The organism is Actinomycetospora cinnamomea (assembly GCF_003096675.1).
In the GTDB taxonomy this organism is placed as follows: Bacteria; Actinomycetota; Actinomycetes; order Mycobacteriales; family Pseudonocardiaceae; genus Actinomycetospora; species Actinomycetospora cinnamomea.
In genome coordinates this window covers 18,542-32,126 of sequence record NZ_QEKW01000026.1, presented here as the reverse complement: position 1 = coordinate 32,126, position 13,585 = coordinate 18,542, and the positions used below count along the sequence as shown (strand labels likewise).

Genomic DNA, 13,585 nt, shown 5'->3' with positions numbered 1-13,585 from the left:
CCGTTCGGCACGGCGGGGAGTCGCGCCACCTACCGCCCGTCCTGCCGGGCGTCCGCCGCGGCCCGGTGCTCCCGCGGCGTCGTCCCGAACGCCCGCCGGAACCGGCGGCTGAAGTGCGCGGCGTCGCGGAAACCCCACTCGTGGGCGATGGTGGCGATCGACTTGTGCCGGGAGCCCGGGCTGCCCAGCTCGTCGTGGGCACCCCCGAGGCGGCGCTCGATGATCGTCTGCTCGAGGCTGGTGCCCGTGCGCGCGAAGAGCTCGAAGAGCTGACGCCGCGAGATGCTGTGCGCTGCGGCGATCTCCTCCGGACCGAGGTCCGGGTGGCGCAGGTGCTGCCGGACGTACTCGTCGACGCGGGCCCGGAGCGTCTCCCGGCGGACCGACCCCGCCACCGGCTCCCCGTCGGCCGTCGAGGCGAGGAGCGCGCGGACGAGGTCGATGCTCGCGGAGCCGACGGCGGCCGCCCGGGAGCTCGCCGCGACACGGTCCGCCTCGCGGAAGAGGTCCACGACGTGGCGGCCGACCAGGCCGGCGAGCGGGCTGGCCGCCAGCCGGGGCGACGCGGCGCGGACGACCTCGGGCGGGAGCGCGAGCGCGTCGAGGGGCACCTGCAGCGCGCGCGACGCTCCTGACGTCGCCCAGGAGAAGGCGAACGGCGCGGTGAGGTCGACCATCATCAGCCGGCCCGGGGCGACGTGCTGGCGGTGCCCGAACTGCTCGTGACGCGCCGTGCTCCGCTCCTGGACCGCGAGCGCGACGATCGGTGTCTCGTCCCGGCGCGCGCGCCGGGCGTCGCGCGACATCGACATCCCCGACGAGGCGCTGCGGAACAGGTGCATCCGACCGAGCTGCCAGAGCTCCATCCGTGCGTGGAGGACGGGGTGCGGGGCGAGGGTGACGGTGGCGTTGCTCGCCTCCGCCATCACCGTCGTCACGAGCTCGGCGCGTTCGGCGTCCGGCGCGTCCCGGGAGTCGAGCAGCAGCACGTCCCACCTCCCTGGAGATGGTCACTCACGGTAGAGGAGCCCCGGGGTGGCGCCAACCGGTCGGCGCAGCTTTCCCGCACCCAGGGACCAGAGCTGCGCATCCTCGGACAACCCGGAAGCCGCCTGCCTACTTATCGTGACGTCTCCGATCCCACGAGGAAGGCCCTGCGCCCATGAGCCCCGCCGGTCCCGCTCCCGACACCATCGTGCTGATCCACGGCTTCTGGGTGACCCCGCGCTCCTGGGAGCGGTGGATCGCCCACTACGAGGCGAAGGGCTACCGGGTGATCGCCCCGGCGTACCCCGGCTTCGAGGTGGAGGTCGACGCGCTGAACGCCGACCCGTCGCCGGTCGAGGCCATCACCGTGCGGGGCATCGTCGAGCACCTCGAGGAGATCGTCCGCGGACTCGCGTCGCCGCCGATCCTGATCGGGCACTCGGCCGGCGGCTGCTTCACCCAGCTCCTGCTCGACCACGGGTTCGGCGCCGCGGGCGCCGCCCTGAACTCCGCCCCCACCGAGGGCGTGCCCGTCGTGCCGCTCTCGCAGGTCAAGGCCACGTTCCCGGTGCTGAGGAACCCGGCCAACCGGCACCGCGCGGTGCGCTACGACTTCGCGCACTGGAACTACGCGTTCACCAACACCTTCGCCGAGCCCGAGGCCCGCGCCCTCTACGAGCGCTACGCCGTGCCCGTCTCGGGCGCCATCCTGTTCGAGAGCGCGCTGGCCAACCTCACCCCCGGCCACCAGGGCACCTGGGTGGACTACCACAACGAGGACCGGGCCCCGCTGCTGTTCGTCGCGGGCACCGAGGACCACATCATGCCGCCGAAGGTGCAGTGGTCCAACGCCGCGCACTACAAGGCCGCGGGCACGATCACCGAGGTCGTCGAGTTCGGCGGCAAGCCGCACCTGCTGCCGGCCGCCCCGGGCTGGGAGGAGATCGCCGACTACGTGCTGGCCTGGGCGGTGCGCCACGCGACGACCCCGCCGCCGGTCGTCGCGCCCGCCGAGCCACCGGCCGAGCCGATCACCGTCTGATCGGGGCCGGTCCTCCCGGGCTTGATAGGCAAGTAGTCGCTTGCCTATCCTCGTGGCGTGGCCGACGTGTTCCGGGCGCTCGACGACGAGACCAGGCGTCTCATCCTCGACGAGCTCGTCGCCCGGAACGGCCAGACGCTGTTCGAGATCTGCGGCGTGCTCGTGTCCCGCCACGGGGTGTCCTCCACCCGCCAGGCGATCTCCCAGCACCTCGCGGTGCTCGAGGAGGCGGGTCTGGTCGTGACCGAGCGACGCGGCCGCTCCAAGTTCCACTACTTCGACGGCGGACCCCTCACCGCGATCACGCGGCGCTGGCCCGCCACCGGGAGGGACCCCTCATGAGGATCCGGCTGACCAGCATCTTCGTCGACGACCAGCGCGCGGCGCTCGACTTCTACACCGACGTGCTCGGGTTCCGCCTGCGTCACGACGTCCCGCTCGGCGACGACTCCTGGCTCACGGTCGTCTCGCCGGAGGAGCCCGACGGGCCGGAGCTGCTGCTGGAGCCCGCCGGCCACCCGGCGGTCAAGCCCTACCGGGACGCCCTGGTGGAGGACGGCATCCCGCTCGTGCAGTTCGCCGTCGACGACGTCGAGGCGGAGTACGCCCGGCTCACCGCCCGGGGCGTCACCTTCACGCAGCCGCCCACCGACGTCGGCCCGGTGATCGTCGCGGTGCTCGACGACACCTGCGGCAACCTCGTCCAGATCCTCTCGGAGAAGCCCGGGCAGCCGGGCGAGGGCTGACGCCGCGGTCCGGGCGCCCGTCACCCGGCGCGCTGCAGCCCCTCCAGCGCCACGCGGCGCTCGCCCTCGATCGGCACCGTCTCCTGCGAGGCGCGGTCGACGAACGCGTGCACGAACGTGCCGGTGAAGAACAGCTCGCCGTCGCCGCGGCACATGCCGACCTCGAACCGGACGCTCGAGGTGCCCAGCTCGCCGACGCGCAGGCCGACCGACACCACGTCGGGGAACCCGGCCTGCGCCTTGTACTCGCAGTGCACCTCGATGACCAGGCCGACGGTGTCGCCCCCGTGCGGGTCGAGGACACCGTTCTCGATCATCCACCGGTTCACCACCGTGTCCATGATCGAGTGATGGACGACGTTGTTGAGGTGCCCGTACTGGTCGTTGTCGTTCCAGCGGGTCGTGACGTCCTGCCAGTGGACGTAGTCATCGGTCACGTCGGCGATGGTCGGCGGTACGCCCCGCGCGCAAACCCCGTCCGCCGGGCACCGCGGCCACGTTGACGGTCGTCGGAGGACCTCCCTAGCGTGTGATCCACACCGCACTCGACGACGACCACGACGGCGTGACCGGCCGCGGCCGGCGGGAGGGACTGCCATGAGCGCGTTCGACCTGACGGGGCGCCGGGTGCTGGTCACCGGCGGGGCCCAGGGCCTCGGCGAGGGCATGGCCCGCGCGCTGGCCGGGGCGGGGGCGGCGGTGATGCTCGCCGACGTGCAGAAGGACGTGGGGGAGCAGGCCGCCTCCGCGCTCTCGTCCGAGGGCCGCACCGCGGGCTTCGTCGCTCTCGACGTCACCGACGACGCGCAGTGGGAGGCGGCGGTCGCGCACACCGTGGGCGAGCTCGGCGGGCTCGACGTGGTGATCAACAACGCGGGGCTGGAGGTCACCCAGCTGCTCGTGGACACCGAGCCCGACGATGTGCGCCGGATGCTCGAGGTCAACCTGCTGGGCACGATGCTGGGCATCAAGCACGCGTTCCGCGCCATGCGCCCGGGTGGGGCCGCCGGGCAGGGCGGCGCGATCGTCAACGTCGCCTCGGTCGCCGCGACCATCGCCTTCCCCTCGATCGGGGCCTACTCGGCCACGAAGTCGGGCGTCGACCGGCTCACGCGCGTCGCGGCGACGGAGTCGGGCAAGCTCGGTTACGGGGTGCGGGTCAACTGCGTCTACCCCGGGCTCGTGCCGACGGCCATGGGGCAGAAGCTGGCCGTCGAGACCGCCGGCCTCGGGCTGTTCCCCAGCCCCGAGGCGGCCGTCGGCGCCGTGGTGGAGCTGACGCCCTCGGGCCGCCTCGGGGAGGTCGCCGACATCGCCGACGCGGTGGTCTTCCTCGCCTCCGACGCCGCCCGCTTCGTCAACGGCGCGGGCCTGCCCGTCGACGGCGGCATGGGGATGTGAGCACCGCGCCCGTCAGCGCGGCTGGATCTCGCCCATCGGCCCGAAGCCGTCGTGCGGCGTGTCGATGTAGATGATCTGCGGTTGCGCCGAGACGACGTCGGGCGCCGCGTCGAAGAACTTCTTCACGTGCGGCTGCGCGACGTGCGCGGCCCCGGCGTCCGCGTCGCGGAAGCCCTCGATGCAGATGTACTCGTTCTCGTCGCTGAGGCTGCGGGCGAACTTGAAGAACAGGCAGCCCTCCTCGGCGTTGACGTCCCGCTCGTAGGACTCGGCGAGCGCGAGCCACTCGTCGGTCTTCTCGGGCCGGATCGGCATGACGATGTTGATCAGGATCACGAGCGCTCCTCGGTCGTCGGGCCCGATCATCGTCGTGAGGGAGACGTCGGGGCGTCAACGGGTCAGGACGCGCGGGCCGTCTCCGCTTCCCCGACGGCGCGCTCGAGCTCGTCGCGGCTCATCTTCGAGCGGCCGGAGATGTCCAGCTCCCGGGCCCGCTGCGACAGCTCGGCCTTGCTGAGAGAGGACAGGTCCTCGCCGGCCGGGCCGTCATCGGTGGAGCCGCCGGCCCCGCTCGGGCCGCCGGCCCCGCCCGAGCTGCTCGCGCCGCTCGAGCCGGCGGCCTCGACGCTGCGGCGCAGGGCCTCGAGGAGGTCGGTGACCTCCGTGCCCTCCTCCGGCGCCTCCGCGGGCACGACCTCGCGGCCCTCCCGCTTGTCGGCGATGAGCTGCTCCACCCGCTCGGTGTAGGTGTCCCGGTACTGGTCGGGCTTCCAGGTCGTCGTCATGGCGCCGACGAGCTGGACCGCGGTCTCCAGCTCCTGGCGGCGCGGCTCGTCGTGCACCGGCAGCGAGTCGAGCTGCTGGGCGGGGTCGCGGACCTCGTCGGCCCAGAACAGCGTCTGCAGCACCAGGACGTCGCCGTCGGCGCGCAGGGCGGTCAGGTGCTCGCGGCCGTGCATGGTCACGGTGGCGATGCCCGCGCGCCCGCTCTGCTCCAGCGCCCGGCACAGCAGGCCGTAGGAGTGCACGTACCGGTCGTCGCTCGGCGCCACGTAGTAGGTGCGGTCGAAGAAGACGGGGTCGATCTCGGCCAGGTCGACGAACTCGACCACGTCGATGGCCTGGGACCGGCCGGGCGCGATCTCGCGCAGCTCGTCGGGCTCCACGACGACGATCTCGCCCTCGACCTCGCGGCCCTTGACGACGTCGGAGTTCGGGACCGGCTCCCCGGTCCGCTCGTTGATGCGCTGGATGCGCACGCGGTCCGAGGTGCCGCGGACGTACTGGTGGAAGTGGATGGTGTGGTCCTCGGTCGCGGTGTAGAGCCCGACCGGGATCGTCACGAGGCCGAAGGTGATCGCCCCGCTCCAGACCGCCCGTGGTGCCATCGCGCTCGCGCCTCCCGTGGTTGCTCGTCCCCGGTGATACCCGGTCGGCCGAGGCGACCCGCGTCGGTGGGGGAACCGGCGTGCGGGGAACCTGTGCCGGTGCAGTCGTTGCGGATCGTCCCGGACCTGCGGAGTTCGGTCGTGGAGGAGAAGCCCGCAAGTCAGGCGCTCCTCTTCACCTCGCAGCGCGACGACGCCGAGGCCGCGTTGCTGGAGGACCCCTCGGTGCGGCCGTTCACGTGGTCGCGCCTCGTCGACGCGGCGCGGGACCCGGACCTGGAGCTCCTCGAGGTCGCCGAGCCGCTGTGGCTGGGGGAGTGGGTGCGGGCGGTCCGGTACGTCCTCCTGGTCAGGGTGCTGCGTGCGCTGCGGCCGGGCCGCGGGCCGGTGACGGTCGCGACCTACGCCATCGAGAACCTCGACGCCCGCGAGCGCCTGAGCTTCCGCGCGCTCGAGACCCGGCCCGTGCTGAGCGCCGTGGCGTCGCGGCTCGCGGTCCTGGGTCTCGGGCTCTCGGTGCTGCTGCTGGACGCGGTCGTGTTCGGGACGACGGGCGCCGCCGAGAACTACCGCCGGTCGTTCGGCTGGGCGCTGCGCAGGACACGGCACACCGTCCTGACGCCGCGGGTCAGCGCCTGCACCGTGTGCGGGCCGACCGTCGTCGAGGGCGCCCGCGACCGCACGGTGCTGTTCCTCGGCGCCCCCAGCGAGCGCAAGGGCTTCCCGGTGCTCATGGAGGCGTGGGAGCGCTCCGGCGCGGCGGTGCGCGGCTGGCAGCTGGTGGTGGCGGACCCGAACGGGCCGGCCGACCGGCCCGTGGCCGCCGGCGTCGCGATCCGGGTGGGCATGCCCCGCAGCGAGGTGCACGGCCTGCTCCGGACCGGCGCGGTGGTCGCCCTGCCGTCGGTCCGGCGCCCGGGCTGGCGCGAGCAGATCGGATTACCGCTGGTCGAGGGCCTGGCGCACGGCTGCCGGGTGGTGACGACCACCGAGACGGGCCTCGCGGACGACCTGCGTGGCCACCCCCTCGTGGTCGTCACGGCTCCGGGGGACCCGGAGAGCCTCGCCGACGGTCTGCGGCGCGCGATGGAGCCCGGCGACGGCGTCGCGGGGCCGGCCGCGGCGGGACCGGGGTGCGAGGGCTCCACCAAGAGGGACGTCGTGGCGTGGTGGCTGTCGGGCGGACCCGGCGGTCCCCGCTCCCGGTGACCCCGGAGCGGCGGGCCGAGGCCCCGGGTCCGGACGGGACGACCGAGGTCGGGTCGCGGGGGCGGATCGCGGCGATCGGCTCGGTCGGTGGCGTCGTGGGCGGCCTCATCGGCGGTGGCAGCGGGGTCCTGTTCGTGCCGGCGCTCGACCGCTTCACGTCGATGACGCGGGCGCGGGTGCACGGCACGTCGACGGTCGCGAACATCGGCGTGTGTGTGGCCGGCGCGGCCGCCTACGCCGTCGGGGACGGCGCGCTCGACCTCCGCGTCGGCGCCGGCATGCTGATCGGGGGGACGGTCGGGGGCCTGCTCGGCCCGTGGCTGCTGGCGCGCGCGTCGGAGACCGCGCTGCGGGTCCTGCTGATCGCGATCCTGGTCCTGACCGCGGCGAAGTTCGCGGTCGACGCGTTCGGGTCCCCCCTGTTCACCCGCGCCGTCGTGCCGCCCGCGGTGCTCGCCGACCCGTGGTTCGTCGTGCCGATGACGCTCGTGGTCGGGCTCGTCGTCGGGGCGTGGGCGGGCGCGATGGGGCTCGGGGGCGGGCTGCTGGCGGTGCCATCGCTGGTACTCCTGTTCGGGGTGGAGCTGCACGTCGCGGCGGGGACGTCGCTGCTGATGTTCATCCCGAACTCGATCGTGGGCTCGGTGGTGCACGCCCGGCAGGGCACGGCGTCGGCCCGGTGGGGGTGGCTGCTCGGGCTGACCGCCGCCCCCGGCGTGGTCGCCGGCGCGGCGCTCGGGCTCGCGCTCGACGCGGAGGTGCTGGGCCTGGTGTTCGGAGCGTTCGCACTGCTGATGGCCGTGCGCGAGGTCGTCGGGCTCGCGAGGAGGGCGACCGGTCGCGGACCGCGCCGTGGGTGACGTCGGCCCGGACGACCGGCGGCGCGGCTCCCGGTGGTGCCACGGGGCGCCGAGCACGCAAGGATGGCGCCATGAGCGAGCCCGAGCGGGTGGGCCGAGGCCCGTTCGACGAGGAGCCCACCGGCACCGTGGCCCTGGAGCAGGTACCGGAGGGCGTGGTGCTCGCGGTGACCGGTGCGCTCGACCTGTCACTGGCGTCGACGTTGCGCCGGACCGTGGAGCGGGCCGCCCGCCTGCGGCCGGCGCGGCTGGTCATCGACCTCACCGGGGTGACGTTCCTGGCCTCGGTCGGGATGGCGGAGCTCGTCCGCGCCAACCGGGAGCTGGGCGACGTCGCGGTGCGCGTCGTGGCGTCGGGGCGGATCGTCCTGCGGCCGCTCGAGCTCACGCGGCTCACCGACGAGCTCACGATCCACGCCACCCTCGCCGACGCCCTGGCCGCGCCGTGACCACCGCCGAGGGCGGCCACGCCGAGGCCGACGCGCTGCTGGACGCCCTGGCCTCGGCGTTCACCGCGCCGGACGGTCGGCCCGTGCCGGTCGACCGGCGGCCGCTCACCCCGGACCGGCTCGCCGGGCTGCACGCCGGCGACGGCACCGGGATCCTGGTCCCCGACGACGCCCAGCTCGCCGAGCTGGCGCCCGGGGCCGCGGCGGCGCTCGTCGTCCTCGACGGCGCGAGCGGGACGGCCCTGGTCGCGCACGATCCGGTGGGCCGGGGGCACCTGGTCGCCGCCGAGGCCGTGGCCGCCGCGACCGGCGGGCTGCGCCGCACCGTGGCCGCCCTGCGCACCGAGGCCGCCGTCATCGACGCCCTGCAGTCGGTGGGCCGCCGCCTGACCGCACAGCTCGACATCGACAGCCTCGTGCAGGACGCGACCGACGCGGCGACCACCGCGGTCGGGGCGGCGTTCGGCGCGTTCTTCTACAACCTGGTCAACCGGTTCGGCGAGTCCTACACCCTCTACACGCTGTCGGGGGTGCCGCGCGAGGCGTTCTCCCGGTTCCCCATGCCGCGCAACACGCTGGTGTTCGCGCCCACCTTCGACGGCGAGGGGACCGTCCGCAGCGACGACATCACGGCCGACCGCCGCTTCGGCCACAACGCGCCGTACCACGGGATGCCCGAGGGCCACCTGCCCGTGCGCAGCTACCTCGCCGTGTCGGTGATCAGCCCGAGCAACGGCGAGGTGCTCGGTGGCTTCTTCTTCGGCCACCCCGAACCCGGCCGCTTCACCGGTCGCCACGAGGTCCTGGCCGAGGGCATCGCCGGCTACTCGGCGATCGCCCTGGACAACGCCCGGCTCTACGAGCGCGAGCGCAACTTCGCCCGCGAGCTGTCGCGCAGCATGCTGCCCGAGGCGCCACCCGTGCCGGGGCTCGAGCTGATCACCCGCTACCTGCCCGCAGCCACCGGCCCGAAGATCGGCGGTGACTGGTTCGACGTCATCTCCCTGGGTACCGGGGCGACCGCCTTCGTCATCGGCGACGTCGTCGGGCACGGCGTGCCCGCCGCCACGGTCATGGGCCAGGTCCGCACCGCGATCCGCTCCTACGCCCTGCTCGGCCTGGCCCCGTCCGAGGTGCTGCGGCACGTCGCGACGCTGCTCGACGGCCTCGCCGAGCCGACCTTCGTCACCTGCTTCTACGCCGTGCACGCCGCGGGGGAGGAGCTGGTGTACGCCAGCGCGGGGCACCTGCCCGCGCTGCTGCGCCACGCCGACGGCACCATCGACCTGCTCGGCGAGGCGGTGGCCCAGCCGCTCGGCGTCGGTCACGAGTTCCCCGAGCGCACCGCGGCGTTCCCCGTCGGCGCCGACCTCCTGCTCTACACCGACGGCCTGGTCGAGAGCCGCACCCGGGACGTCACCCGGGGCATGGAGTGGTTGGTGGCCGCGGTGGCCGGCCTCCCCCGGCCGCTGACCCCGGAGGCCTGCGACGATCTGGTCGAGGCCCTGACCGGCGGCGACAACGACGACGACATCGCCCTGGTCTACGTCCACCACGGCGGCGCGGAGACGACGTGATGCGGGCTCCGGACGGTGCCGACTTCCACGCCTCGGTCTGGGCGACCGCGGAGCGGCTGATCGGGCTGCGTCAGGAGCTGGCGCGGTGGGCCGCCCGCACGCCGCTGCCGGCGGAGCGGCAGGAGGACCTCGTGCTCGCCGCGTACGAGGCGATGGCCAACTCCGCCGAGCACGCCTACCCGGACGGTGGGGGTGGCCCGCTGGAGGTCACGGCGCACTGCGCGGAGGACGAGCTGAGCGTCGTCGTGGCGGACCGGGGACGCTGGAAGGTGCCCGACCCCGGCGAGACGGTGCGCGGGCGCGGTCGGTCGATGATCGGGGTGCTGTCGGACGCCAGCGCCACCGAGCACCGTGACGACGGCACGACCGTCGTCATGCGCTTCCGTTTCGCCCCCGAGCGGAGGAGATGAGCCCCCGCCGCGACGGTCAGGCCGGGCCGCGCGTGACGGCGGTGGGGTGCAGGACGATCCGGCGGAGGTCGGTCGTCGACCACTCGTCGAGCATCGCGCGGTGCTCGGGCGTCGTCGTGTCCCAGTACCGCTCGGCGAGCCGGCCGGCGAGCTCTCGCGCCCCGTCCGACGACACGGACACGTCGGCGGTGACCGACACCCAGCGCTCCTCCTCGTCGGCCGGCGCGACGACGACGAGCGACGCGCGCGGGTCGTCCTCCAGCCGGCGGACCTTCGGCGAGCTCGTGAACGAGAACAGCTGCAGCTCGCCGCCCGGCGTCGTCTCGAACCACACCGGGCGCGGTGCGGGGACGCGGCCCGCGGGCGGGGGCACCGTGAGCAGCCCGAGCAGCGGGCGGTCGAGCAGGGTCCGGTCCTGGTCGGTCAGCATTTGCGTCTCTCCTTGACTGGGTCGATTGACTCAGTCGGCTGAACCAGTCCCGTCGGGCCGGTATTCCCGCGCCGCCGCGACCAGGCCGGCGGCCAGTGCCGCGAAGTCGGTGCCGGCCCAGACGTCGGGTCCGCCCGCCAGGACCCGGATCGCGATGCCGTCCGTCGTGGCCATCACCAGGTCCGCGAGGTGCGCGAGGGGGACGCCGGCGGCGTCGGTCGCGAGCCCCAGGGTCGCCACGAGCGAGCGCGCGAAGAGCGCGTGGCACTGCTCGGCGAGGTGGTGGTGGGTCGGCGTGCGTCGCGCCCAGGCGATCAGCTCGAACTGCGCCGCCTGGAGGCCCGGGTCGGCGACGGCCTCGTCGTGCAGGAACACGAGCAGGTCGCGGACCACCCCGGCGAGGTCGCGGTCCTCCGGCGCCGGGCGTGCCCGGAGGGTCTCGTCGATGCGTCCCACGACGTGCTCGGCGACGGCCGCGAACAGCTCCTCCTTGTTCGCGAACCCGTAGTGCAGGCTCGCCAGGGACGCGTCGGCCTCCTCGGCGATGCGCCGGGTCGTGGCCCGCGCCACCCCCTCGCGCGCGATCACCCGGATCGTCGCGTCGATGAGCTGGGGGCGGCGTTCGTCGAGCGGGACGTGCCGGGCCATGGGCACGCATTCTCTCCTCGCTGTCTCCTCGCTGTCTCCTCACCCCGACGGCGGCGTCCGTCCGGGACGGGCCGCCCTATCGTCGCTCCCGACCAGGGGGAGTGAGGCCGCCATGAGCACGTTGCCGTTCGACGACGAGGGCGCCCGGCGCATCCAGCGCGTCTACTCCACGCCGGACGTGGCGGGGCAGCGGGAGCAGGTCCTCGCGCTGCTCCGGCCGGCCCGCGGTGAGCACGTCCTCGACGTCGGCTCCGGGCCCGGCTTCCTCGCCGCCGCGATCGCCGACGCCGTCGGACCGGACGGCGCGGTGCGGGGCCTGGACCCGAGCCCGGCGATGAACGCGGTCGCGGCGGCGCACTGCGCGGACCGCCCGTGGGTCGCCGTCGAGGAGGGCGGCGCCGAGGCGCTGCCCTACCCGGACGGGCACTTCGACGCCGTCGTGTCGACGCAGGTGTACGAGTACGTGCCCGACGTCCTCGGCGCCCTCGTCGAGGCCCGGCGTGTGCTGCGACCCGGCGGCCGGATCGTGGTCCTGGACACCGACTGGGAGTCGGTCGTGTGGCACGCCGCCGACCGCGACCTGCAGCGGCGCGTCCTGGACGCCTGGGAGGAGCACCTCGTGCACCCCCGTCTGCCCCGCGTGCTGCCCGGGCTGATGGAGCGGGCGGGGTTCGACGTCGTCGAACGCGTGCTGATCCCGCTGTTCAACCCCGTCCACGACGACGACACCTACAGCGTGCGGACGATCGAGGTCATCGGGGACTTCGTCACCGGCCGGCGCGGGCTCACCGAGCACGACGTGGCCCGCTGGGCCGACGACCTGCACTCGCGCGGCACCGACTACCTCTTCAGCGTCAACCGCTACTGCTTCGTCGGGGTGGCGCCCGGCTGACGAGGACCCCGGGACGCGTCCGCCGTTTCACGGCCGTGGCTCGCGGGGGAAGCCGGATCCATGACCATCGCGGGACCGGGAGTCGAGGCGGCGCAGAGGGCCGGGGCGGGAGCACGCCCCCGGGTCGTGATCGTGGGCGGTGGCTTCGCCGGGTACAACGCCGCCAGGTCGGTGGCCCGGCGGATGGGCGACGCGGCGGAGATCGTGCTGGTCAGCCCGACCAACTACTTCCTCTACCTGCCGCTGCTCCCGGAGGTCGCGGGCGGGGTGCTCGAGCCCCGGCGCATCTCGGTGTCGCTGGCCGACACCCTGCCGCCGACGGTGGCGCACGCCCAGGGCGAGGTCGACGACCTCGACCTCGCGCAGCGGACGGTGCGCTGGATGGACCCGGAGGGCCGGCACCACACCACCGGGTACGACCGCCTCGTGCTGGCCGTGGGCAGCGTCCACAAGCTCCTGCCGATCCCCGGGCTGAGCGAGTACGCCCACGGCTTCCGCGGCATCCCCGAGGCGCTCTACGTGCGCGACCACCTGATCCGCCAGATCGACCTCGCGGCCGGCACCGACGACCCCGAGGAGCGCCGCGCCCGCTGCACGTTCGTCGTCGTCGGCGCGGGCTACACCGGCACCGAGGTCGCCGCCCAGGGGCAGCTGTTCACGCGCGAGCTGGCCCGGGCGCGCGGGCTGGGCGAGAACGCCGTGCGCTGGCTGCTGGTGACGCGGGGCGAGGTCCTCGCCGGCCTCGACGAGCACCTCGCCACCACCGCCGACCGGGTCCTGCGCGACCGCGGGGTCGAGGTGCGCACCGGGGAGACCGTCGAGGAGGCGCTGGCGGACGGTGTCCGGCTGCGCAGCGGCGAGCACGTGCCGACCCGCACCCTGCTGTGGTGCGTCGGTGTCCGCCCGGATCCGCTCATCGAGAGCATCGGCCTCGAGCTCGGCGAGGGCCGGCTCGTCGTCGACCGGACCCTGACCGTCCCCGGGCACCCCGAGGTGTTCGCCTGCGGCGACGCGGCGGCCGTCCCCGATCCCGGCAACCCCGGCCGCTTCACCGCCATGACGGCCCAGCACGCCGAGCGTCAGGGCAAGCTCGCCGGCCGCAACGTCGCGGCGTCGCTGGGACGCGGCCGTCGCCGCCCCTACCGACACCGCGACCTCGGCTTCGTCGTCGACCTCGGCAGCACCGACGCCGCCGCCAACCCGCTGCACCTGCGTCTGGCCGGCCTGCCCGCCAGGACGGTCGCCCGCGGCTACCACCTGCTCTCGATGCCCGGCAACCGCCTGCGCACGGCCGCCGACTGGCTCCTCGGCGCCGTCCTCCGGCGCCAGTCGACCCAGCTGGGCCTGGTCCGCTCGCCCTCGGTGCCCCTCGACACGTCCTCACCGGAGGTGCCCCACCACCCGCGGATGTCCTTCCCGCCCGAGCGGTCGGTCGGCGACCGGGAGGCGACGAGCTGAGGTCGCGCCGTTGGACCGAGCCCGGTCGCGCCTCGCCGGACCGACTCGACGACCCGGACGTACCGCAGCGTCCGGATGACGCCGCGGC

The 13,585-nt window shown here is 74.4% G+C and carries 17 protein-coding genes; 11 read left to right on the top strand and 6 right to left on the bottom strand.

Annotation, left to right across the window (positions count from 1 at the left end):
- Positions 1 to 29 precede the first annotated feature (29 nt).
- Positions 30 to 989 carry a helix-turn-helix domain-containing protein gene (locus C8D89_RS26750; protein WP_116711192.1) on the bottom strand — a complete coding sequence of 320 codons (960 nt, stop codon included), beginning with the start codon at positions 987 to 989 and terminating at the stop codon, positions 30 to 32.
- Positions 990 to 1,162: 173 nt separating this feature from the next.
- Here C8D89_RS26750 and C8D89_RS26745 point away from each other — a divergent pair, with 173 nt between their 5' ends.
- From C8D89_RS26745 to C8D89_RS26735, 3 genes are read left to right on the top strand one after another with little or no spacing between them, the layout of a single operon-like run.
- Positions 1,163 to 2,029 (top strand): alpha/beta hydrolase, encoded by an 867-nt coding sequence (locus C8D89_RS26745; RefSeq protein ID WP_116711191.1) that lies wholly within the window; start codon positions 1,163 to 1,165, stop codon positions 2,027 to 2,029.
- Positions 2,030 to 2,086: 57 nt separating this feature from the next.
- On the top strand, positions 2,087 to 2,371 hold the full coding sequence (locus C8D89_RS26740) for an ArsR/SmtB family transcription factor (protein ID WP_116711190.1): 285 nt from the start codon (positions 2,087 to 2,089) through the stop codon (positions 2,369 to 2,371).
- Positions 2,368 to 2,775: a VOC family protein gene (locus tag C8D89_RS26735; RefSeq protein WP_116711189.1), complete on the top strand. Its 408-nt coding sequence runs from the start codon at positions 2,368 to 2,370 to the stop codon at positions 2,773 to 2,775. The genes C8D89_RS26740 and C8D89_RS26735 overlap by 4 nt, the downstream gene beginning before the upstream one ends.
- Positions 2,776 to 2,795: 20 nt before the next feature.
- Here the strand turns inward: C8D89_RS26735 and C8D89_RS26730 are convergent, their stop codons facing one another.
- Complete coding sequence (locus tag C8D89_RS26730) at positions 2,796 to 3,212, bottom strand: acyl-CoA thioesterase (protein ID WP_243418407.1); 417 nt, start codon at positions 3,210 to 3,212, stop codon at positions 2,796 to 2,798.
- A 160-nt stretch (positions 3,213 to 3,372) separates the two neighbouring features.
- Between C8D89_RS26730 and C8D89_RS26725 the strand changes: the two genes are divergently transcribed.
- On the top strand, positions 3,373 to 4,176 hold the full coding sequence (locus C8D89_RS26725) for an SDR family NAD(P)-dependent oxidoreductase (RefSeq protein ID WP_116711187.1): 804 nt from the start codon (positions 3,373 to 3,375) through the stop codon (positions 4,174 to 4,176).
- A gap of 12 nt (positions 4,177 to 4,188) precedes the next feature.
- Here the strand turns inward: C8D89_RS26725 and C8D89_RS26720 are convergent, their stop codons facing one another.
- Both C8D89_RS26720 and ku read right to left on the bottom strand, forming a co-directional pair.
- Positions 4,189 to 4,512, bottom strand: a complete 324-nt coding sequence (locus tag C8D89_RS26720; protein ID WP_116711213.1) for a putative quinol monooxygenase — start codon at positions 4,510 to 4,512, stop codon at positions 4,189 to 4,191.
- A gap of 62 nt (positions 4,513 to 4,574) precedes the next feature.
- A complete protein-coding gene (gene ku, locus C8D89_RS26715) occupies positions 4,575 to 5,564 on the bottom strand; it encodes a non-homologous end joining protein Ku (protein WP_116711186.1) in 990 nt (329 codons plus the stop codon).
- Positions 5,565 to 5,663: 99 nt separating this feature from the next.
- Between ku and C8D89_RS26710 the strand changes: the two genes are divergently transcribed.
- The 5 genes from C8D89_RS26710 (at position 5,664) to C8D89_RS26690 (ending at position 10,069) form a co-directional block, all read left to right on the top strand.
- Positions 5,664 to 6,773, top strand: coding sequence for a glycosyltransferase (locus tag C8D89_RS26710; protein WP_165825961.1), 1,110 nt, complete (start codon positions 5,664 to 5,666; stop codon positions 6,771 to 6,773).
- Positions 6,770 to 7,633 (top strand): sulfite exporter TauE/SafE family protein, encoded by an 864-nt coding sequence (locus tag C8D89_RS26705; RefSeq protein WP_116711211.1) that lies wholly within the window; start codon positions 6,770 to 6,772, stop codon positions 7,631 to 7,633. The genes C8D89_RS26710 and C8D89_RS26705 overlap by 4 nt, the downstream gene beginning before the upstream one ends.
- A gap of 71 nt (positions 7,634 to 7,704) precedes the next feature.
- Positions 7,705 to 8,082: an STAS domain-containing protein gene (locus tag C8D89_RS26700; RefSeq protein WP_116711185.1), complete on the top strand. Its 378-nt coding sequence runs from the start codon at positions 7,705 to 7,707 to the stop codon at positions 8,080 to 8,082.
- Positions 8,079 to 9,659, top strand: a complete 1,581-nt coding sequence (locus C8D89_RS26695) for a PP2C family protein-serine/threonine phosphatase (RefSeq protein ID WP_243418406.1) — start codon at positions 8,079 to 8,081, stop codon at positions 9,657 to 9,659. The genes C8D89_RS26700 and C8D89_RS26695 overlap by 4 nt, the downstream gene beginning before the upstream one ends.
- Complete coding sequence (locus C8D89_RS26690) at positions 9,659 to 10,069, top strand: ATP-binding protein (protein WP_116711184.1); 411 nt, start codon at positions 9,659 to 9,661, stop codon at positions 10,067 to 10,069. Before C8D89_RS26695 ends, C8D89_RS26690 begins: the two co-directional genes overlap by 1 nt.
- Positions 10,070 to 10,085: 16 nt before the next feature.
- Here the strand turns inward: C8D89_RS26690 and C8D89_RS26685 are convergent, their stop codons facing one another.
- The gene (locus tag C8D89_RS26685) at positions 10,086 to 10,499 is read right to left on the bottom strand and encodes a pyridoxamine 5'-phosphate oxidase family protein (protein ID WP_116711183.1); all 414 of its coding nucleotides are present in this window, start codon (positions 10,497 to 10,499) and stop codon (positions 10,086 to 10,088) included.
- 30 nt (positions 10,500 to 10,529) lie between these two features.
- Entirely contained in the window at positions 10,530 to 11,147 is a 618-nt protein-coding gene (locus tag C8D89_RS26680; RefSeq protein ID WP_116711182.1) for a TetR/AcrR family transcriptional regulator, read from the bottom strand.
- Positions 11,148 to 11,259: 112 nt separating this feature from the next.
- Between C8D89_RS26680 and C8D89_RS26675 the strand changes: the two genes are divergently transcribed.
- Positions 11,260 to 12,039 (top strand): methyltransferase domain-containing protein, encoded by a 780-nt coding sequence (locus tag C8D89_RS26675; protein WP_116711181.1) that lies wholly within the window; start codon positions 11,260 to 11,262, stop codon positions 12,037 to 12,039.
- A 60-nt stretch (positions 12,040 to 12,099) separates the two neighbouring features.
- Positions 12,100 to 13,497, top strand: a complete 1,398-nt coding sequence (locus C8D89_RS26670; RefSeq protein WP_116711180.1) for an NAD(P)/FAD-dependent oxidoreductase — start codon at positions 12,100 to 12,102, stop codon at positions 13,495 to 13,497.
- Positions 13,498 to 13,585: the final 88 nt, after the last annotated feature.